Origin of the sequence: Klebsiella sp. 1SOBk10mer (assembly GCF_046602535.1) — a bacterium.
GTDB classification, from domain to species: domain Bacteria; phylum Pseudomonadota; class Gammaproteobacteria; order Enterobacterales; family Enterobacteriaceae; genus Klebsiella; species Klebsiella quasipneumoniae.
In genome coordinates, this window is sequence record NZ_JBKIUP010000001.1 from 438,281 (window position 1) to 460,668 (window position 22,388).

18 protein-coding genes are annotated in these 22,388 nt (G+C 44.9%); 16 read left to right on the forward strand and 2 right to left on the reverse strand.

The window, feature by feature from the left end:
• The first annotated feature begins 99 nt into the window (after positions 1-99).
• From wbaP to ugd, 13 genes are all read left to right on the forward strand, one after another.
• Positions 100-1,527 (forward strand): undecaprenyl-phosphate galactose phosphotransferase WbaP, encoded by a 1,428-nt coding sequence (gene wbaP / locus ACLH1I_RS01965; RefSeq protein ID WP_198079973.1) that lies wholly within the window; start codon positions 100-102, stop codon positions 1,525-1,527.
• A 37-nt stretch (positions 1,528-1,564) separates the two neighbouring features.
• On the forward strand, positions 1,565-2,476 hold the full coding sequence (locus ACLH1I_RS01970) for a glycosyltransferase family 2 protein (RefSeq protein WP_075201785.1): 912 nt from the start codon (positions 1,565-1,567) through the stop codon (positions 2,474-2,476).
• Between the two features lie 441 nt (positions 2,477-2,917).
• Positions 2,918-4,711, forward strand: coding sequence for a hypothetical protein (locus ACLH1I_RS01975; RefSeq protein WP_227679856.1), 1,794 nt, complete (start codon positions 2,918-2,920; stop codon positions 4,709-4,711).
• A gap of 31 nt (positions 4,712-4,742) precedes the next feature.
• Positions 4,743-5,513: a glycosyltransferase family 2 protein gene (locus ACLH1I_RS01980; RefSeq protein WP_075201778.1), complete on the forward strand. Its 771-nt coding sequence runs from the start codon at positions 4,743-4,745 to the stop codon at positions 5,511-5,513.
• Between the two features lies 1 nt (position 5,514).
• A complete protein-coding gene (locus ACLH1I_RS01985; protein ID WP_049092898.1) occupies positions 5,515-6,765 on the forward strand; it encodes an O-antigen polymerase in 1,251 nt (416 codons plus the stop codon).
• Entirely contained in the window at positions 6,758-7,609 is an 852-nt protein-coding gene (locus ACLH1I_RS01990) for a hypothetical protein (RefSeq protein WP_232693621.1), read from the forward strand. Before ACLH1I_RS01985 ends, ACLH1I_RS01990 begins: the two co-directional genes overlap by 8 nt.
• Before the next feature lie 82 nt (positions 7,610-7,691).
• Positions 7,692-9,122, forward strand: coding sequence for an MOP flippase family protein (locus tag ACLH1I_RS01995; protein WP_198080132.1), 1,431 nt, complete (start codon positions 7,692-7,694; stop codon positions 9,120-9,122).
• A 198-nt stretch (positions 9,123-9,320) separates the two neighbouring features.
• A complete protein-coding gene (gene gndA, locus ACLH1I_RS02000) occupies positions 9,321-10,727 on the forward strand; it encodes an NADP-dependent phosphogluconate dehydrogenase (RefSeq protein ID WP_000043542.1) in 1,407 nt (468 codons plus the stop codon).
• Positions 10,728-10,950: 223 nt separating this feature from the next.
• Positions 10,951-12,015, forward strand: coding sequence for a dTDP-glucose 4,6-dehydratase (rfbB, locus tag ACLH1I_RS02005; protein WP_198080130.1), 1,065 nt, complete (start codon positions 10,951-10,953; stop codon positions 12,013-12,015).
• Positions 12,016-12,041: 26 nt separating this feature from the next.
• Positions 12,042-12,911, forward strand: a complete 870-nt coding sequence (gene rfbA, locus ACLH1I_RS02010) for a glucose-1-phosphate thymidylyltransferase RfbA (RefSeq protein ID WP_135770620.1) — start codon at positions 12,042-12,044, stop codon at positions 12,909-12,911.
• Between the two features lie 31 nt (positions 12,912-12,942).
• Positions 12,943-13,833, forward strand: coding sequence for a dTDP-4-dehydrorhamnose reductase (gene rfbD / locus ACLH1I_RS02015; RefSeq protein WP_198080128.1), 891 nt, complete (start codon positions 12,943-12,945; stop codon positions 13,831-13,833).
• Between the two features lie 14 nt (positions 13,834-13,847).
• Positions 13,848-14,402 carry a dTDP-4-dehydrorhamnose 3,5-epimerase gene (rfbC, locus tag ACLH1I_RS02020; protein WP_198080126.1) on the forward strand — a complete coding sequence of 185 codons (555 nt, stop codon included), beginning with the start codon at positions 13,848-13,850 and terminating at the stop codon, positions 14,400-14,402.
• A 180-nt stretch (positions 14,403-14,582) separates the two neighbouring features.
• Complete coding sequence (gene ugd / locus ACLH1I_RS02025; protein ID WP_198080124.1) at positions 14,583-15,749, forward strand: UDP-glucose 6-dehydrogenase; 1,167 nt, start codon at positions 14,583-14,585, stop codon at positions 15,747-15,749.
• Positions 15,750-16,172: 423 nt separating this feature from the next.
• Here the strand turns inward: ugd and ACLH1I_RS02030 are convergent, their stop codons facing one another.
• Together ACLH1I_RS02030 and ACLH1I_RS02035 are read right to left on the reverse strand one after the other, a co-directional pair.
• Positions 16,173-16,295, reverse strand: a complete 123-nt coding sequence (locus ACLH1I_RS02030) for a small membrane protein (RefSeq protein ID WP_000429184.1) — start codon at positions 16,293-16,295, stop codon at positions 16,173-16,175.
• Positions 16,296-16,694: 399 nt separating this feature from the next.
• Positions 16,695-17,699 carry an NAD-dependent epimerase gene (locus ACLH1I_RS02035; RefSeq protein ID WP_198080122.1) on the reverse strand — a complete coding sequence of 335 codons (1,005 nt, stop codon included), beginning with the start codon at positions 17,697-17,699 and terminating at the stop codon, positions 16,695-16,697.
• A gap of 1,075 nt (positions 17,700-18,774) precedes the next feature.
• On the opposite strand from ACLH1I_RS02035, the gene ACLH1I_RS02040 reads away from it, so the two are divergent.
• The 3 genes from ACLH1I_RS02040 to wzm are packed head-to-tail and all read left to right on the forward strand — an operon-like array spanning position 18,775 to position 22,387.
• Complete coding sequence (locus ACLH1I_RS02040; RefSeq protein ID WP_102002442.1) at positions 18,775-20,190, forward strand: mannose-1-phosphate guanylyltransferase/mannose-6-phosphate isomerase; 1,416 nt, start codon at positions 18,775-18,777, stop codon at positions 20,188-20,190.
• 23 nt (positions 20,191-20,213) lie between these two features.
• On the forward strand, positions 20,214-21,596 hold the full coding sequence (gene rfbK, locus ACLH1I_RS02045) for an O9 family phosphomannomutase RfbK (protein ID WP_012967600.1): 1,383 nt from the start codon (positions 20,214-20,216) through the stop codon (positions 21,594-21,596).
• Between the two features lie 5 nt (positions 21,597-21,601).
• Entirely contained in the window at positions 21,602-22,387 is a 786-nt protein-coding gene (gene wzm, locus ACLH1I_RS02050) for an O9 family O-antigen export ABC transporter permease subunit (protein WP_004203602.1), read from the forward strand.
• Position 22,388: the final 1 nt, after the last annotated feature.

Genomic DNA, 22,388 nt, shown 5'->3' on the forward strand with positions numbered 1-22,388 from the left:
AATGCTTACCCCAATTATCTTTATTGATATTTGGGGTAATGAGAAGGAAAATTTATATTAGTGTAATAATATATATTTAATTAATTTTGAGAGGATTTCATGAGGCTTCTCGTAAAGAATGTCATAGTTAGTATCACATTGGCTTTATCAGATTTCATTTCATTCATTCTTTCTTTATACATAGCATTGGGTGTGTTATCATTAATTGTGGAAAAGAATGATTATTTATTACTAACTAATGAAATTGATGGGTGGTTTTTACTTCATTGGATTCTCGGTGTTTGTTGTGTAGGCTGGTATTCAGTTAGACTAAGACATTATTTTTATCGTAAAACATTTTGGTTTGAACTTAAAGAAATACTTCGAACCTTGGTTATTTTTGCAATAATCGAAATTGCTGTTATGGCTTTTACCACTTGGTCATTCTCTCGTTACTTATGGGTGATAACGTGGTTATTTGTAATCATACTTGTTCCATTGTCAAGAATGCTAACGAAGACCTTATTGAATAAAGCGGGCTTGTGGCAAAGAGATACTTGGATAGTAGGTAGTAGTGAAAATGCTCATGAAGCATATAAAGCAATTAGCGGAGAAAAAAACTTAGGTTTAAACATTGTCGGTTTCATATCAAGTCCTGGCGGAGTTCAATCAGGAGAGGCAATTGATGGTATACCAGTGATTGAGAATAATCTAGAATGGCTTAATGATATTGATCCCAAAACACAATTCATTGTTGCTGTAGAGTCTCATCAAAGTAAAATAAGAAATGCGTGGCTTAGAAACTTTATGATTAAAGGCTATCGATATGTCTCAGTTATTCCAACATTACGTGGAATGCCACTTGATAGCACAGATATGTCATTCATATTCAGTCATGAAGTTATGATTTTTCGTGTACAGCAAAATCTAGCCAAATGGTCGTCAAGAATTCTCAAAAGACTTTTTGATATTATTGGCTCATTGTCTATAATTACTCTTCTTTCACCAGTGTTATTATATATAAGTATTAAAGTTAAAAAAGATGGAGGCCCGGCAATATATGGTCATGAAAGGATCGGGAAAGGAGGTAAACCCTTTAAGTGTTTGAAGTTCAGATCTATGGTAATCAATTCCAAAGAAGTTCTTGAAGAACTTCTAAATAATGATATAAATGCGCGAGAAGAATGGAATTTAACATTCAAATTGAAAAACGACCCAAGAATAACAAAGATAGGTGGTTTCCTTAGAAGGACAAGCCTGGATGAATTGCCGCAGTTATTTAATGTATTAAAAGGAGAAATGAGTTTAGTTGGACCAAGGCCTATCATTACTGCTGAGTTAGAAAGATACAATGAAGAAGTTGATTATTATTTATTGAGCAAACCAGGAATGACAGGCCTATGGCAAGTTAGTGGGCGTAGTGATGTGGATTATGAGACACGTGTTTATCTTGATGCTTGGTACGTTAAAAATTGGTCAATGTGGAATGATATCGCGATTTTATTTAAAACTGTGGGTGTTGTATTAAAAAGAGACGGTGCGTATTAACTTCCAGCCTTTATATAACAGTCAGGATAATCTATCAATGAAATACTATATTGCCATCCCAACTTATAATGGTGGAGATTTGTGGCGTACTACGGTCGATAATATAAAAAAAAACACGCCTGCAAACACATTGGTACACGTAATCGATTCTGGTAGTAAGGATGATACAGCCACCGTAGCTTTAAATAATGGTTTTGATGTGATATCTATTCAAAGCTCAGATTTTAATCATGGTGGAACTCGTAACGAAGCAATTAATCAATATATTGAGGATTACGATGTAGTCATATTCCTCACACAAGATGCTATACCTGAACCGGGATTTATTGAAAGCATAATAACTGTTTTTCAAGATGAAGAAATTGTATGTGCCTATGGAAGGCAGTTACCACATACTGATGCTAATCCATTGGCACAACATGCCAGAGCATTTAATTATCCAGATAAAGGGTATATTGCGTCTAAAAGCAGCATACCTAAGATGGGGTTGAAAACAGCATTTATGTCTAATTCTTTTTCGGCCTATAGATTATCTGTATTTAAAAAAATAGGCGGCTTCCCGTCGAATACAATATTATGTGAAGATATGTTTTACACGGCAAAAGCAATAATGGCAGGTTACAAAGTAGCTTATGTGCCCGAAGCAAAAGTACATCATTCTCATAATTATTCTCCATCAGAAGAGTTTAAACGCTATTTTGATATTGGTGTATTCCATACGGATGAACCTTGGATTAGGAATAATTTTGGAGGTGCAGGTGGTGAAGGCAAGCGTTTTATTATTTCAGAGTTCAAATTTTTGCTAAAAAATTATCCACACTGGATACCCGCCTCATTTTTATATAATGTTATGAAATTTATAGGTTTTAAAGCAGGTAAAAGTTATCAGTTCTTACCAAGGTTTTTGATTAAAAAATTCAGTATGCATAAGAGATTCTGGGGATATTAAAGTAATCTATAAAATCACATATTAAAAATCTTACTCTTTTATATTACGAGCTCCAATGAAGATTAATGAGTTGAGCTGTAAAGTATTCAACTCATTGTTTTTTTGGCCGTGTAACATATTAAGAATATTACTAACTTTTATTCTTCATGGTGTTCTGCTTTAAATTATTTATAACTAGTTCAATTTGATAAATATCATTCATTAGTACTATCATTGACTAATACTAATATATGGTATTTATCTATTTGTAAATGCCTGTGTCAATATATCCTCTCGGTTGCGAAAAGTATTATTTCTATAGTTTATGGCCCTTAAGTTATGGGCCATATAAAAATATTGTATATTAATACTAATATGTGAGTTTGAAACATTTCTTATTTTCCAATCTTTAAATAAAATGGTATAACAAACGCCAAAATTTGTGATTCGGGTGAGGGTAAAATGAGACGTAGAGATTTACTTAGAAGCATGGCGTTATCACCTTTAGTTATAAGCATTCCTTCAAAAGGTAAAGAAGGTTTTAAAACTCAACCTGAGAACCTTGGATGCCAAATAAGTACAGACTCAGTATCACCTGAAATGTTTGGTGCAAAATCTGATGGTGTTTTCAATAATAAAGAGGCTATTGAAAAAGCCCTACAATATGCTTATATTAATGGATTAAGTTGTACTTTTTTAAAAGGTCAATATTACAGCGAAGATATTTCTATTGACTTCCCTATAAGAATTGTTTTACAAAACGGATGTTACTTAAATTTTGAGCTTTCTATCATTGGTGGGCTCTTTTATTCTGAAAGCGAATCTATAATAAACCAAGATTGGGAAGCTTTTTCTCGCGGAACTCGCTCTTTTTCTAATAAAAACTCTAAAATGAATAAAGGTGATATGGTTTCAGTTTCATTAGATTATCGGCATGGTGGTAGTGCTCAAATTGGTAATGAAAATGGCATAGATATTCTGAATGTTGTTGATGTTAATGAAACTGATTTTATAGTTAAAAATGGAACTAGATTTCCGTATAGTTACCCAATCATAAGTAAACTTAAAAGCGTTATTGCTTTTAAAGGCGAAATACCAAAAGATTCATATATAATTAATGGTGACTTCATAAATAAATTTAGTCCCGGTGATATTATTCGTATCGAAAATGTAGACGGCACAGATAGTGTTGGTGGCGGTAAGTATTATTTCGAATATGTTGAAGTCAAGAGCGTTAATAACTCTCATATCATTTTGAGTGCCCGAACTGTATATTCTCACTCTAATCCGTGGTTAATAAAGACTAATTTTATAAACCATGTTAATTTAACAGGTGAAGGGCGCATAAAAAAACTTGTTCTAAGGAACATTAAAAACGTAAAGCTTTCTTCTTTATATATTAACCGCCTTATTATATCTAGCTGCTATGGAGTTAACGTTAGTAATTTAACTTTAACTGGTCTTGGCGAACCGTCAACAGTCAACATAACTTATTGTTTCGGGAAAAGTATTTTCCAGAACTTACAAATTTCAAATTCTGAAAGCAACAGTGATAATTCAACCTTAAAAATCATGAGTTCACCTCAGATTATTTTATCAAATATTACTATAAGTGATTCAAATTCATCCTCAAAAAAACAAAGTAATTACTCCCTTTTTGTCGATTCTTTATACACACCATATTCCTGCTGGAACGATAATATAATTGTTAATAATGTTATTTGCGAGCGTCCAAGGTCACATTTCAAACGTGGAGTATGGTTTTATGGTCTACGACGTTCAGTCATTGACTCGATCGTCGGAGCTGATGTGTTTCTACAGGGGTCAGTTGACTGTTATTTTAAAAATTTCAATGTATCAAACTATATGTTAGAAATTAAGGACTTAGTTAGATGTGATGTGACTGCTAAATGTATGAGCGCAGTTACTAGAGGTGGTATAGACAATGTATTAAGGCTAGAATTTGATGGACCTTTAACCGGAGATTTTTCGGACGAGAGTTATTATTGTAAATTTACTGCGGGAACATTAGACCCTGAAAAAGGAGGTAATTATTCCCAAGGAGATGGTAATTATCTTTATTTCAACTCTCCTACTTTAAATTCTACTGATAATAAAATAAATTTAAGCGTAGAGTTTCAAAAAAATTTGATTATTGAACCAACTAGATTATCGTTGGTTAGACAAAGAGAGTTTTTGAAGATTGGTAAAGATGTTTCAAATATCTATATCAAGAATAACTTTCAAAAATTTTAAATTATTTTAAATCAAATTTAAGGTGTCGTTAATGGATATCAGTGTTATTATTCCCTGTTATAATCGTGAAGCTAGCATTCAAGGGGCTGTACTTTCTGTTTTAAACCAAGTTGGTAATCATAATATCGAGGTTATCGTAGTTGATGATGGTTCTACAGATGGGTCTATTGATAGACTAAAAGGTTTAAATATAAAAGTTTTGCATACAAATGGAAGAACCGGAGCATGCAATGCTAGAAATATAGGAATAGAAGCGGCAATGAATGAGTGGGTTGCTTTTAACGATAGTGATGACTTTTGGAGAATTGATAAACTTAATTATATAGAGGGAGCTATTAATTCAAATAACGGTGATATAGATTACATTTTTCATCCTTTTATTCGTGTTGTTGGACTGAAATCAATCATAGGTGGAGTTTATCATTCCACATCAGGTGCTATTAAAAACGATTTTCTAAAAAAAATGTTAGCCAATAATATGATTAGCACTCAATGCTTAATTTCAAAAAAAAATACATTAATTGATTGTGGGTATTTTGATATTCATTTAAAAAGATTCCAAGATTGGGAATTTGCATTAAGGATAGCATGTAAATCTCAAGGCTTCTATATATCGGAACCTTTAGCTTTATGCATTGAATCCTCTGACTCAATATCGAAAGGTTTTAAAAAAGGTATTGCAGCACGAGAGTATATATTCGATAAACATCGATCACTTTATTTAAATAATAAATCTTCCATGTATAGGTTTTTATTCTCATTGCAACTTAGAAAGATTGTTAGTCTATTGAAGAGAGACTGAAATGGCTATATCGAATGCTATAAAAAATTTTTCAATACACAAGGGAAAATTAACATCACCATTATTTACTTTTTGCTTTATATGGTTTGGTGTTTTTATCCTCTATACTCTAAGTTTATCAGATTTATTGATATTTCCTATTAGTGAAATTGCGGTTACAGTAACAATCATTATTGTGCCTTTCTTGGTCGGATATTCACTTTTTACTTCAATAAATAAGTTGGCACCTAAGAAGAAAATAGATGTGAAGTATAGCGTTGTTGATTTCAATACTGTAGCTGCAAGGGCTTTAAGGAAAACAAGAAATTTGACTTTCATTTTTTTTGCTCTCGTATTAGTTGAAATTGCAATTGCTGGTTATATACCATTAATATCAATGGCTACAGGACGCACAGTTTCCCAATTCGCATTTGGGATTCCATCATTGCATGGTTTTGTTCTTGCATTTGGTTGTCTTTTGGTTGCATCTAATTATTATGATTATATATGTTTTAAAAATAAAAAGTCATTATGGTTCTCCTTTTTTATTATTTCTATTTTTGTTCTGCTCGTTACTAGAAAAATGATTATGGTATCCTTCATACAATTAGGAATGATACATCTAATCACAACAAAAATTAGGCCAAAAACAATTTTTTTAGTTGTTTTGTCTGTTTTGTTAGTGTTTTTATTGTTTGGATATATTGGTGATATCAGGACTGGCAGACAATTATTTATACAATTGGCTCATCCAAGTTTTGAATATCCCGACTGGATGCCAAGTGGGTTTATGTGGGCGTATATTTACATTGTAACGCCAATAGTAAATTTAACTAATGCTATTCACATGGGACAAACAGATACAAACCTTAATTTCTTATGCAGTCTTTTGCCAAAAGTTGCACGGGGGGCATTAGAATGTGTTGTAACAGATGAAGATGCATTTGCTAGATCTTATCAAATAAGTGGTGCGTTTAATGTTGGAAGTGGATATATTGAAATTTTCCTATCCCAAGGAATACTTGGAATGGTTGTTTTTAGCTTTGTACATGGCCTAATCTCATCTTATGTATTTAATCGTGTAAAAAAGAAAAAATCAGCAATTTTGCTTTTCTCTGTCATTAGCCAGATAAATTTGCTCTTAATTTTCGGAAACGGATATTTCAATCTCAATGTATTAGCACAGATTCCCATGGCAGTTTTATTCTTCAATAATAAAAAATTGAATTATATTTATGACTCTAATAACCTTGATGGAGTAATTCGTGAATAATATTATTGCAGTTGTTTTATATAACAAAGGATTCTCCTCATCTTTAACGTTAAATAATTTATTACATATAACTCTAAATGATACCCATTTAGTCATTATCAATAATGGGCCTAATGAAATTAAATTTGATTCTTTATATTATGAATTGAAAAGTAAATTTACAAGAGTGACGTATCTCGAATATCTTGAAAATAGATCCTTGGCTGTGATTTATAATACAATAATTAATAATTACAATGCGTACGATCGTTTTATATTATTTGATGATGATACCAATATATCTGATCTTTTTTTTCAAGATATGCAAAATTACTATAATGCCGATGTGATGTTACAAATCCCTCGAATTATTGATTCGGAACGAAAATTAATACATTATCCATTATGTAATGATAGAGTGTACAATGCAGACATTCCATATACTTTTAATGTCAATGATAAAATTATTTCAATTGGGTCTGGATTAGTTATTTATAAAAGTCTTGTTGAATGTTTCAGGAAAGATAATATAAAACTTTTTGATGAGCGTTATGCCCTCTACGGAGTCGATTACAGTTTTTTTCGTAGGATTCAAAGGATAAAAAAACAGTATGATATTCGGGTCCAAATTTTTAGCACATTGGAACACTCTCTTTCAAAAACAAATACATCCTTCTCCGAATGGCGGCATCGTGAACATTTATATGATTATGCAATTTCGTGCCGCTTTTATTCTAAATCTGGTATTCATATGGTTTTGGGAATGACAAGATGTTTTCTTAGAGAGATAATCAGCTGTAGGTTTAACAATTTGAAGTTGCTTACTTTAACTTTCATTAAAGGGCATCATCCCCGATGCCATTAATTTGATGCATTAACATCTCTCATACTAATCATAACTTCATAAACTCATATATCCCTAGTGCATACTCAAAGGCTCGCCTGATATGACATTGCTTTCAAATGCTAAATGGAACATGGCATCACAATTTATCAAAATGTTAGTGCAACTAACAAACATAGTCTATTTAGCAAAAATTATTCCTCCAAGCGAATATGGTTTAATGGCTATGGCTCTTGTTGTTGTGAACTTAGGTATCCTGTTACGAGATTTAGGCACTTCTGCTGCATTAATACAAAGGAAAGATCTTACTGAGTCTCTAATTAATACTGTTTTTTGGTTAAATCTCCTCATGGGATTGACTTTATTTGTTCTGGTTTTTTCGGGCTCTAGTGTGATATCCAGTATCTATCATCAGCCTAAATTAACTTTAGTATTGATGTTGCTAAGTTTTACATTTCCTCTTTCGAGCTGTGCGGCAGCTCACCTTGCTTTGCTTGAGAGAGACTCGAAATTCAAAACAGTCTCTAGGATAGAAATTTCTTCTTCACTTGCTTCATTAGTACTAGCGATTGTTTTAGCAAATATGGGGTTTGGTGTTTTCAGTCTTGTTGGTCAAGCTTTAATACTTAATCTGATGTCTGCTATACAATTCTGGCTTGCATCAAATTGGAAACCTTCTATTAGGGTTTTTATTGATTATAAGGATTTGAAAAGTATTTTTAGTTTTAGTGCAAATTTATCAATGTTTAATTTTATAAATTATTTTTCAAGGAACGCAGATAGCTTTATAATTGGTAAATTCATGTCTGCTTCAATTCTCGGGAGTTATAATCTTGCTTATAGAATTATGCTTTTCCCATTGCAAAGTCTTACCTTTGTCGCAACTAGGTCACTTTACCCAATATTAAGTAAACAACAAAGTAATAATCAGCATATATCAAAAATATATCTAAATTGTGTCTATGCTGTGTTGTTTATAACATGTCCATTGATGTCTGGACTGGCATTTTATAGTGAGCCTTTTATCCGACTAGTATTCGGTGATGAATGGTATCTGACGGGGATAGTATTAAAATGGTTAGCGCCAACTGCAATAATACAAGCGGTACTTAGTACTTCTGGTTCAGTTTTTATGGCTAAAGGTCGTACAGATATTTTACTAAAGCTAGGCATTATTGGAATGATCTTGCAAGTGGGAGCTTTCATCATAGGTGTTCAATATACAATAACTACATTTGCTATGTGTTATCTTCTCGCTAATGTTATTAATTTTTTTCCTGTCATGTGGTCTTTAATGAGTTTGTTAGGGGAGAGTCTCAATGTTTTTTTTAAAAAGAACTATTCAATTGTTTTGGCTACATTAGTCATGTTAAGTTACTTAAAACTCATCGATTATTTCTTTTTTCCCAATGCTATTGCGAGCCTTAATATTTTAGTGCTATTATCCTTCTCTGGTGCCGTTGTTTATTTATTAGTCTCTCTCACTCTTTCCACAACTCTTAGAACATTTGTGCTATCAAAGATTAAAAAATGATTGTCGCTCACAACAGTTGATTTTTAATCCAACTATGATTTGGTTATGATTTTTTCCTGATTAAATAGTTTTAAAGTTTAATGAAAGCTAATTACACATTTTTGTTATACTTTTAATCAAAAATTATAGTATAACTAGTTAGCTGGTCAAGGTCAGTAATTAATGTGATATTGTTTGATTCACCTACAGGAGTATGTAATGTCCAAGCAACAGATCGGAGTTGTTGGTATGGCTGTGATGGGGCGTAACCTAGCGCTGAACATCGAAAGCCGTGGTTATACCGTCTCCGTTTTCAACCGCTCCCGTGAAAAGACCGAAGAAGTGATTGCCGAAAATCCAGGCAAGAAACTGGTCCCTTATTACACAGTACAAGAGTTTGTTGAATCCCTCGAAACACCACGTCGTATCCTGTTGATGGTGAAGGCCGGGGCTGGCACCGACAGCGCCATCGATTCCCTGAAGCCTTACCTTGATAAAGGTGACATCATCATTGATGGCGGCAACACCTTCTTCCAGGACACCATCCGTCGTAACCGTGAGCTGTCTGCCGAAGGTTTTAACTTTATCGGTACCGGTGTTTCCGGTGGCGAAGAGGGGGCTCTGAAAGGGCCTTCCATCATGCCTGGTGGGCAGAAAGAAGCCTATGAGCTCGTAGCTCCGATTCTGAAGCAGATTGCTGCAGTTGCTGAAGACGGTGAGCCCTGTGTGACCTATATCGGTGCTGATGGCGCAGGCCATTATGTGAAGATGGTACATAACGGCATCGAGTATGGCGACATGCAGCTGATTGCTGAAGCTTATGCGCTGTTGAAAGGCGGTCTGGCTCTTTCCAACGAAGAGCTGGCGCAAACCTTCACCGAATGGAACGAAGGCGAGCTGAGTAGCTACCTGATCGACATTACTAAAGATATCTTCACCAAAAAGGATGAAGAGGGTAAATACCTCGTTGATGTTATTCTTGATGAAGCAGCAAACAAAGGTACCGGCAAGTGGACCAGCCAAAGCTCACTGGATCTCGGCGAACCTCTGTCTCTGATCACAGAGTCCGTGTTTGCTCGTTATATCTCTTCTCTGAAAGACCAGCGTGTAGCCGCTTCGAAAGTGCTGAGTGGTCCGCAGGCTCAGCCGGCCGGTGATAAAGCTGAATTTATCGAAAAAGTTCGTCGCGCCTTGTACCTCGGTAAAATCGTTTCCTATGCCCAGGGCTTCTCACAACTGCGTGCTGCTTCTGATGAATACAACTGGGATCTGAACTATGGCGAGATCGCTAAGATTTTCCGCGCGGGCTGCATCATTCGTGCACAGTTCCTGCAGAAGATCACCGATGCTTATGCGCAAAACGCTGGCATTGCTAACCTCCTGCTGGCGCCGTACTTCAAACAGATCGCTGATGACTATCAGCAAGCGCTGCGTGATGTCGTGGCTTATGCCGTACAGAATGGTATTCCGGTACCGACGTTCTCTGCGGCAATTGCTTACTACGACAGCTACCGTTCCGCAGTTCTGCCAGCTAACCTGATTCAGGCTCAGCGTGATTACTTTGGTGCGCACACCTATAAGCGTACTGATAAGGAAGGCGTTTTCCATACTGAGTGGTTAGATTAATATTTCTCTTATTAGACCTCCTGCAATTTAATGGAGGTCTAATGTTAAAGTACATATATAATCAAGCTCTACTCTGAAAAATAGCGGAAAATTAAGAATTTCGCTATTTGTTTTTAAAGTGTTCCTTCGATATTATCCCCATTAAATTACATCTCCAGCATTTTAATATATAGATTTATGCAATTATTTTCTTTTTGCATGAGTAATCAAAGGTAAATAAAATATGAAGATTCTTGTCACCGGTGGCGCGGGCTTTATTGGCTCTGCCGTAGTTCGTCATATCATTGAAAATACCCGGGATGAAGTCCGCGTGGTGGACTGCCTGACCTATGCCGGCAACCTCGAATCCCTGGAGCCGGTGGCTGGGAGCGAACGCTACTCGTTTTCCCAGACTGATATCACGGATGCCGCTGCCGTGGCGGCCCAGTTTAGCGAGTTCCGCCCGGATATCGTGATGCACCTGGCGGCAGAAAGTCATGTGGATCGCTCCATTGATGGCCCGGCCGCCTTCATCCAGACCAACGTGATCGGCACCTTCACTCTGCTGGAGGCAGCCCGCCACTACTGGTCCGGACTTGGAGAGGAACAGAAGCAGGCCTTCCGCTTCCATCATATCTCCACCGATGAAGTGTACGGCGACCTGCACGGCACCGATGACCTGTTCACCGAAGAAACCCCGTACGCGCCGAGCAGCCCGTACTCCGCCTCCAAAGCGGGCAGCGACCATCTGGTTCGCGCCTGGAACCGCACCTACGGCCTGCCGGTGGTGGTGACCAACTGCTCCAACAACTATGGTCCGTATCACTTCCCGGAAAAACTTATCCCGCTGACTATCCTTAACGCCCTGGCGGGTAAACCGCTGCCGGTATATGGCAACGGGGAGCAGATCCGTGACTGGCTGTATGTTGAGGACCATGCCCGTGCGCTGTACAAAGTGGCGACCGAAGGCAAGAGCGGCGAGACCTACAACATCGGCGGTCATAACGAGCGTAAAAATATCGATGTGGTGCGCACCATCTGCGCCATTCTCGACAAGGTGGTGTCGCAGAAGCCGGGTAACATCACTCATTTCGCAGATCTGATCACTTTTGTCACCGACCGTCCGGGACACGACCTGCGCTACGCCATTGATGCCGCGAAAATTCAGCGCGATCTGGGCTGGGTGCCGCAGGAAACGTTCGAGAGTGGGATTGAGAAAACCGTGCACTGGTACCTGAACAACCAGACCTGGTGGCAGCGCGTGCTGGACGGCTCCTATGCCGGCGAGCGTCTTGGCCTCAATGACTGATATCTGACTGATTAAGGAATAGATTTATGAAAGGTATTGTTCTGGCCGGCGGCTCCGGCACGCGTTTATATCCGATCACCCAGGGCGTCTCCAAGCAGCTGCTGCCAATCTATGACAAGCCGATGATTTTCTACCCGGTGTCCGTCCTGATGCTGGCGGGGATTCGCGATATCCTTATCATCTCCACCCCGGACGACATGCCTTCCTTCCAGCGCCTGCTGGGTGACGGGTCGCAGTTCGGGGTGAACTTCAGCTACGCCATCCAGCCGTCGCCGGACGGCCTGGCGCAGGCCTTTATCATTGGCGAGAAGTTTATCGGCAACGATGCCTGCGCCCTGGTGCTGGGGGATAATATCTACTTTGGCCAGAGCTTCGGTAAAAAGCTGGAGGCGGCAGCGGCGAAAACCTCCGGCGCCACGGTGTTTGGTTATCAGGTGCTGGATCCTGAGCGCTTCGGGGTGGTGGAGTTCGATGAGAACTTTAAGGCGCTGTCCATCGAGGAGAAACCGCTGAAGCCGAAATCCGACTGGGCGGTGACCGGGCTCTACTTCTACGACAACAACGTGGTGGAGATGGCGAAGGACGTGAAGCCTTCTGAGCGCGGTGAGCTGGAGATCACCACCCTGAACCAGATGTATCTGGAGCGCGGTGATCTGCATGTTGAACTGCTGGGGCGCGGTTTTGCCTGGCTGGACACGGGCACCCACGACAGCCTGATGGACGCATCACAGTTTATTCACACCATTGAGAAGCGCCAGGGGATGAAGGTCGCCTGCCTGGAAGAGATTGGTTACCGCAATCAGTGGCTGTCGGCGGAAGGTGTTGCGGCTCAGGCCGAACGCCTGAAGAAAACCGAGTACGGTGCTTATCTCAAGCGCCTGCTGAACGAGCGTTAATGCCTTCTCCGTCAACGACAGGATACAGAGAATGAAGATTTTACTGATTGGTAAGAATGGCCAGGTGGGCTGGGAGCTCCAGCGTTCACTGTCCACGCTAGGCGACGTGGTCGCGGTGGATTACTTTGATAAAGAGCTGTGCGGCGACCTGACGAATCTGGAAGGCATCGCGCAGACCGTGCGTACCGTCCGCCCCGACGTGGTGGTGAATGCCGCCGCGCACACGGCGGTGGACAAGGCCGAAAGCGAGCGAGAGCTCTCTGACCTGCTGAACGACAAAGGGGTGGCGGTGCTGGCGGCAGAGTCGGCGAAGCTGGGCGCCCTGATGGTGCACTATTCCACGGACTATGTGTTCGACGGCGCCGGCAGCCATTACCGCCGGGAAGATGAGACAACTGGCCCGCTGAACGTCTACGGCGAAACCAAACGTGCCGGTGAACTGGCGCTGGAGCAGGGCAACCCGCGTCACCTGATTTTCCGTACCAGCTGGGTGTATGCCACCCGCGGCGCCAACTTTGCCAAAACGATGCTCCGCCTGGCATGTGAGAAAGAGACGCTCTCCATCATTGACGACCAGCACGGGGCCCCCACCGGCGCTGAGCTGCTGGCAGACTGCACGGCGACGGCAATCCGTGAAACGCTGCGTGATCCAGCGCTGGCCGGCACCTATCATCTGGTGGCCAGCGGCGAGACCAGCTGGTGCGACTACGCCCGCTATGTGTTTGAGGTGGCGAGAGCGCACGGTGCCGAGCTGGCGGTTCAGGAAGTGAAGGGCATTCCGACGACGGCCTATCCGACGCCGGCGAAGCGTCCGCTCAACTCACGCCTGTCGAATGAAAAATTCCAGCAGGCATTTCGGGTGACTCTCCCGGACTGGCGTCAGGGTGTGGCTCGCGTGGTAACTGAAGTCCTGGGCAAATAAACGGGTAGCAAAAGATGAACATTATTAAAACAGATATTCCTGACGTGCTGATTTTTGAACCGCGCGTGTTTGGTGATGCGCGGGGTTTCTTCTTTGAGAGCTTCAGCAGCAAGGTGTTTAATGAGGCGGTGGGCCGCCAGGTGGAATTCGTCCAGGACAACCATTCCCAGTCCCAGAAAGGCGTATTGCGCGGGCTGCACTATCAGCTGGATCCGCACGCTCAGGGCAAACTGGTCCGCTGTGTGGAAGGTGAGGTATTTGACGTGGCGGTGGATATCCGTCGTTCATCGCCAACCTTTGGCAAATGGGTGGGCGCGGTGCTCAGCGCAGAGAATAAACGTCAGCTGTGGATCCCTGAAGGATTCGCCCACGGGTTTATGGCGCTGAGCGACACGGTGCAGTTTGTGTACAAGGCGACGAACTACTACGCGCCGCAGTCAGAGCGGAGCATCATCTGGAACGATCCGGAGATAGGGATTGACTGGCCGGCGCTGGGCGACTGCGCGCTGTCGCTGTCGGAGAAAGATCTGCAGGCACATACTCTGGCCACTGCAGAAGTATATAAATAATTGGGTTGTTTTTTCCTAAAATGGCGGGTTCCAAATGGAACTCGTCATGTTTATTCGTTTACAAGCCGGGCCGACCGACCGGCTTGACTTACCTTCCTTCTCAGCGTAAAAACGCCCACAGTATTATTTAATTTCGTGGCTATCCGCCATTATCCAGTTAACTGATTAAAGTGTAATCTCATGAAAATTACTATTTCCGGTACAGGTTATGTTGGTTTATCGAACGGTGTCCTGATTGCGCAAAACCACGAAGTGGTGGCCCTGGATATCGTACAGGCCAAAGTGGATATGCTTAACCAGAAGATCTCTCCGATTGTCGATAAAGAGATTCAGGAATATCTGGCAGAAAAACCGTTAAACTTCCGTGCCACCACGGATAAGCACGACGCATACCGTAATGCCGACTACGTGATCATTGCGACGCCGACCGATTACGATCCCAAAACCAACTACTTCAACACCTCTACGGTGGAAGCGGTTATTCGCGATGTCACCGAGATCAACCCGAACGCGGTGATGATCATTAAATCGACCATCCCGGTGGGGTTCACCCGCGACATCAAAGAACGTTTAGGGATTGATAATGTTATTTTCTCTCCTGAGTTCCTGCGTGAAGGCCGTGCGCTGTACGACAACCTGCATCCATCGCGCATTGTCATTGGTGAGCGCTCTGCGCGTGCCGAACGTTTCGCAGACCTGTTGAAAGAAGGCGCGATTAAGCAGGATATCCCGACCCTGTTTACCGACTCCACCGAAGCGGAAGCGATCAAACTGTTCGCGAACACCTATCTGGCGCTGCGCGTTGCCTATTTCAACGAGCTCGACAGCTATGCTGAAAGCCAGGGGCTGAACAGCAAGCAGATTATCGAAGGGGTATGCCTGGATCCGCGTATCGGCAACCACTACAACAACCCGTCCTTTGGCTACGGCGGCTACTGCCTGCCGAAAGATACCAAGCAGCTGCTGGCGAACTACGAATCGGTCCCGAACAATATCATCGCGGCTATCGTCGATGCCAACCGTACCCGTAAAGACTTTATCGCGGATTCTATTCTCGCTCGTAAGCCGAAAGTGGTGGGTGTGTATCGCCTGATCATGAAGAGTGGTTCGGACAACTTCCGCGCCTCTTCTATTCAGGGCATTATGAAGCGCATCAAGGCGAAAGGTATTCCGGTTATTATCTATGAACCGGTGATGCAGGAAGATGAGTTCTTCAACTCCCGCGTCGTGCGCGACCTGAATGCCTTCAAACAAGAGGCGGATGTCATCATTTCCAACCGTATGGCGGAAGAGCTGGCGGATGTCTCAGAAAAGGTTTATACCCGCGATCTGTTTGGTAACGATTAATCCTGCCTGTCTGACACTGGCGGCTCCTCGCCGCCAGTATGCTTCTTTATCTCCCCGCTATATCCCTCACTGCGCGTATTTCTCGCACATTCAGATTAACCTCAATAAATTGTGATGGACATTACGATCCTGCACGAAACCCGTTGCGGGTTGAAAACAGGTCCGATAAGTTAAACTTACCTTGTGAAGAGCTACCGTCACTGTGATGTAGATGCCGGAGATAAGCGCCGGGAGGTAAAACAAAGCCTGCAACGCAGGCTTTTGTTATTTATGCCCTGGGGAAATACGAGGGACTGGGCGCGAATAGCTTTATTTTTTTCTTGCCTTAAGGCCATGCCAAAACGCAGAATGAACGGTCATTCTGTCATATCATTTTTTTATCTCTTAATATTATCTTAATCTAATTGCAATATGGAGCGGGCCTTACCACTTGCGTTTATTAAACGTCAGTTTCGTTTTCTTTCTGTCTTTCAGATATGAAATTAAAAAGAAAACAGACACAGCAAGTAGTATGGCAGCCACCACTAAGAAAAACAGGTTTTCCATAATATCTACCACAGCTTTAGTTGGTTGAATCATTAGCAAGTTAAGCAATATATCAGCGTGGAAGGTGCTGTATTGCGATGTCTAACATATCCTCTTCTTAAGAAAATTCCTACAGAAAGTAATGTCTTTTATTTATCAGGAGAAAATGCTGAAGGAGCCATTAAAAATAGTATTGAAAAGAGTGACAGCAGCGGACCAGGCTTATAGTTGTTGTCTTTTTCGCTGGCGGGCAGATGAAACTGGTTTCAGCACCGTCGTTAAAACCAGTAAAAATTATTCTTTAGCACAAAAAAGTATAGCCTGTGCCTGGCTCGGGTAAAGAAATGAATGATAAATGAAGGCAATACGGGATGTTTATCCATTGCCGCAATCAGCTGATCGCGGCAGGGCAGAGACAGGTTAGATCTGATAGTAATCCTTATACCACTCCACGAAGTTCTTCACGCCTTCCTTCACTGACGTCTGCGGCTTGAAACCCACCAGGTCATATAGCGGTTGGGTGTCTGCGTTGGTGTCCAGCACATCGCCCGGCTGGATCGGCATCATATTCTTCTTCGCTTCCATTCCCAGCGCCTCTTCCAGAGCGGTGATGTAGTCCATCAGTTCCACCGGCGAGCTGTTGCCAATGTTATAGACCCGATACGGCGCGGAACTTGTCGCCGGGGAACCGCTCTCAACGGTCCAGTCGGCATTGGCCTGCGGGATCACATCCTGGACGCGCACCACCGCCTCGACGATGTCGTCGATGTAGGTGAAGTCGCGCTTCATTTTGCCGTAGTTGTAGACGTCAATACTTTTCCCTTCCAGCATCGCTTTCGTGAACTTGAACAGCGCCATATCCGGGCGTCCCCACGGACCATAGACCGTAAAGAAGCGCAGGCCGGTAGTCGGGATGCCGTACAGATGGGAATAGGTATGCGCCATCAGCTCATTGGCTTTCTTGGTGGCGGCATACAAGGAGACCGGATGATCGACGGAATCCTCCGTGGAGAACGGCATTTTGCGGTTAAGGCCGTAAACCGAACTGGAGGAGGCGTACACCAGGTGTTTCACTTTGGTGTGACGGCAGCCCTCCAGAATGTTCAGATACCCCATCAGGTTAGCGTCCGCGTAGGCATAGGGGTTTTCCAGCGAATAGCGCACGCCCGCCTGGGCCGCAAGGTGGATCACGCGGTCAAACTGTTCTGCGGCGAACAGCGTCGCCATCCCCTCACGGTCGGCAAGATCCAGCTGCTGGAAATGAAATGCCGGAGATGCCAGACGATCCAGGCGAGCCTGCTTCAGGCTGACGTCATAATAGTCATTCATGTTGTCGATCCCGACAACATCATGCCCTTCATCCAGCAGGCGCTGCGCGATATGAAAGCCGATAAAACCTGCGGCACCAGTGACCAAAAACTTCATATTTTTCCTCCGGGGTGTGGATATCCCGTTCTACATAAGTGCCGATTTTACACTGGCTTGCGGTTGGGATCACTTGCTTTGCCGCGTCTATTCCGCCAGGCGTGAACTGAAAGGCGTTTTTTCTGACAAAACCGTGGTGGCAAAGGCAGATAAATAACAACGTTTCTCATTTGACCGTTAGCTGTCGAATAATAACCTTGTGACTGGTCAGCGGCTTAGCGATTCATGGCGATACCATGAAGGCAGTCAATACCCTCAGGCACGGCGTAATTTTGTTTAAAGTTATATTTTTGGTCGGCGGATCATTTAGCAAATGGGCAAAATTCTCGTCGAGCTTGCATTTTTTATCTTAAATATCAATTGGTTAATGTTGATCTTTTTGTTTAACGAATGTTTAAGATGTGTATTATTTGAGTAATCCATTAATCAGTAGGCTTTTTTATTTTTATTCCCCGCGACCAGCGCTATAATCTGCGGACGATTTTCTTAGTGGAATGTGCATTGTAGAGCATGAGTCGTTTATCCCACCTGTCGGAACGTAGCGCCGTCGCCATGTGCAAAGGGCAACCAGGCCCGCAAGCGCGTTGTCTCCTCAGCGGCGAAGACGATGTCTCTTCTCATCTTTCCCTTTATCGTGAACGCCCCTCTATAACGGTTACTGGCATCGGTAAACCGCCGGTTTCGTTTTCTTCGGTGGCGGCAAGCGCGTGCGTTTTGCCCTGCGTAAATGAGAAAGTCCTGATGGTTAACCCGGCGGCAAATGCGGAAAGTGTGGTGCATTTCGCGGCCAGGTGAGGGAAGATGCATGTTAAAAGCAGAGATATGCCTGAAGGTATATCTCTGCTTTTAGGTTTTCAGGACACCCGTTCCGTCAGGCTGGCTTTTCAGACCGCTGAGTGAACGTTCTGCCGATAGCCTGAAGCGAAAGAGGGTGGCGTTTAGCCTGAAACACGGGAGCAGTACGCATTTTGGTTGCGACAGCCAATGGCGGTAGCGTGCCTGAAAAAGGCCATTCCACCCGACGGTCGATTGATTGATAGTAAAATAAAGCAATTATTTATTTAAGGATTTCATTATGTTACTTCCTGTAATTATGGCTGGTGGTACCGGCAGTCGTCTCTGGCCGATGTCTCGCGAGCTTTACCCGAAACAGTTCCTCCGGCTGTACGGGCAGAACTCCATGCTGCAGGAAACCATCACCCGACTCTCGGGCCTTGAAATCCATGAACCGATGGTCATCTGTAACGAAGAGCACCGCTTCCTGGTGGCCGAACAGCTGCGTCAGCTCAACAGGCTGTCCAACAACATTATTCTCGAGCCGGTCGGGCGCAACACCGCCCCGGCCATCGCCCTGGCGGCCCTCCAGGCCACCCGCCACGGCGACGACCCGCTGATGCTGGTCCTCGCCGCCGACCATATCATCAATAACCAGCCGGTCTTCCACGACGCCATCCGCGTCGCCGAGCAGTACGCCGATGAAGGCCATCTGGTCACCTTCGGTATCGTGCCGAACGCCCCGGAAACCGGCTACGGCTACATCCAGCGCGGCGTGGCCCTCACCGACAGCGCCCACACCCCGTACCAGGTGGCCCGCTTCGTGGAGAAGCCGGACCGCGAGCGCGCCGAGGCCTACCTCGCCTCCGGGGAGTACTACTGGAACAGCGGCATGTTTATGTTCCGCGCCAAAAAATACCTCTCCGAGCTGGCCAAATTCCGCCCGGATATCCTCGAAGCCTGCCAGACCGCGGTGAACGCCGCCGACAACGGCAGCGACTTCATCAGTATCCCGCATGACATTTTCTGCGAGTGCCCGGACGAGTCCGTGGACTACGCGGTGATGGAGAAAACCGCCGACGCGGTGGTGGTCGGTCTCGATGCCGACTGGAGCGACGTCGGCTCCTGGTCCGCCCTGTGGGAGGTCAGCCCGAAAGATGAGCAGGGCAACGTCCTCAGCGGCGACGCGTGGGTGCACAACAGCGAAAACTGCTACATCAACAGCGACGAGAAGCTGGTGGCGGCCATCGGCGTGGAGAACCTGGTGATTGTCAGCACCAAGGACGCCGTGCTGGTGATGAACCGCGAGCGTTCCCAGGACGTGAAGAAGGCGGTCGAGTTCCTCAAGCAGAACCAGCGCAGCGAATACAAGCGCCACCGCGAGATTTACCGTCCCTGGGGCCGCTGCGACGTGGTGGTCCAGACCCCGCGCTTCAACGTCAACCGTATCACGGTGAAACCGGGCGGCGCCTTCTCGATGCAGATGCACCACCACCGCGCCGAGCACTGGGTCATTCTCGCCGGCACCGGCCAGGTGACGGTCAACGGCAAGCAGTTCCTGCTGACCGAGAACCAGTCCACCTTTATTCCGATTGGCGCCGAGCACAGCCTGGAAAACCCGGGCCGCATTCCGCTGGAAGTGCTGGAGATCCAGTCGGGGTCGTACCTCGGCGAGGACGACATTATTCGTATTAAAGACCAGTATGGTCGTTGCTAATTTTTTTCGGGACAAAACGCAGAATGACACAGTTAACATGCTTTAAGGCTTATGACATCCGTGGTGAACTGGGCGAGGAGCTGAACGAGGACATCGCCTACCGTATCGGCCGCGCCTACGGCGAATTTCTGAAACCCGGGAAGATAGTGGTGGGGGGCGATGTGCGCCTCACCAGCGAGTCGCTGAAGCTGGCGCTGGCCCGCGGGCTGATGGACGCCGGCACCGACGTGCTGGATATCGGCCTGAGCGGTACCGAAGAGATTTACTTCGCCACCTTCCACCTCGGGGTGGACGGCGGTATCGAGGTGACGGCGAGCCACAACCCGATGAACTACAACGGCATGAAGCTGGTGCGCGAGAACGCGAAGCCCATCAGCGGCGACACCGGCCTGCGTGACATCCAGCGCCTGGCGGAGGAAAACCAGTTCCCGCCTGTTGACCCGGCGCGTCGCGGCACCCTGCGCCAGATTTCGGTGCTGAAGGAGTACGTTGACCACCTGATGGGCTACGTGGACCTGGCGAACTTCACCCGTCCGCTGAAGCTGGTGGTGAACTCCGGCAACGGGGCGGCGGGGCACGTGATTGATGAGGTGGAGAAACGCTTTGCGGCGGCCGGGGCGCCGGTGACCTTTATCAAGGTGCATCACCAGCCGGACGGCCATTTCCCGAACGGTATCCCGAACCCGCTGCTGCCGGAGTGCCGCCAGGACACCGCCGACGCGGTGCGTGCGCATCAGGCAGACATGGGCATCGCCTTTGACGGCGACTTCGACCGCTGCTTCCTGTTCGATGACGAGGCGTCGTTTATCGAGGGGTACTATATTGTCGGCCTGCTGGCGGAAGCGTTCCTGCAGAAGCAGCCGGGGGCGAAAATCATTCACGACCCGCGCCTGACGTGGAACACGGTGGACATCGTGACCCGCAGCGGCGGGCAGCCGGTGATGTCGAAGACCGGGCATGCGTTCATCAAGGAGCGGATGCGCCAGGAAGATGCCATCTACGGCGGGGAGATGAGCGCGCACCACTACTTCCGCGACTTCGCCTACTGCGACAGCGGGATGATCCCGTGGCTGCTGGTGGCGGAGCTGCTGTGTCTGAAGAACAGTTCGCTGAAATCGCTGGTGGCGGACCGCCAGGCGGCATTCCCGGCGTCGGGGGAGATCAACCGCAAGCTGGGTAATGCGGCGGAGGCGATCGCGCGCATCCGGGCGCAGTATGAGCCGGCGGCCGCACACATCGACACAACGGACGGTATCAGTATTGAATACCCTGAGTGGCGCTTTAACCTGCGCACGTCCAACACGGAGCCGGTGGTGCGTCTGAACGTGGAGTCCAGAGCGGATACGGCGTTGATGAACGAGAAAACCGCCGAGCTGCTTAACCTGTTAAAAGAGGAATCGCTTTGAGTCCTATGTTTTCAGCGATCTATCGCTACCGTGGCTTTATTATTGACAGCGTTAAACGGGACTTTCAGTCCCGTTACCAGACCAGCTTTTTAGGCGCGGCATGGCTGATTTTACAGCCGATCGCCATGATTTCCGTCTATACATTAATCTTTTCTGAGTTAATGCGTGCCCGCCTGGCGGGCATGGACGGCCCTTTTGCCTATAGCATCTACCTCTGTTCCGGGGTGTTAACCTGGGGGCTGTTCACGGAAACGCTTAACAGTCTGGTCAACGTTTTTCTGACCAACGCCAACATTCTTAAAAAGCTCAGCTTTCCGCGGATCTGTTTACCGATCATCGTCACGGCTTCGGCGTTCATTAACTTTCTGATCATTTTCGGTCTGTTTGTGCTGTTTCTGATCGTCACGGGGAATTTCCCGGGCATGATTTTCTTTGAAATCATTCCGGTGCTGATCGTCCAGATGCTGTTCACCCTGGGCCTCGGGATCATCCTCGGGGTGCTGAACGTTTTTGTCCGCGACATCGGCCAGTTCGTCAATATCCTGCTGCAGTTTTGGTTCTGGTTTACGCCTATTGTTTACGTGTCCAAAACGCTGCCGGAATGGGTATCAGGCCTGCTGGCCTATAACCCGATGGCGACCATTATCGGTTCCTACCAGAATGTGATGCTCTATCACCAGAGCCCTGACTGGATGGCGCTACTTCCGGTCACGGTGGTGTCCGTCATTCTGTTTTTATTTGCCTGGCGTTTATTTAAAAAACATGCCGCTGATATTGTGGACGAGATTTAAT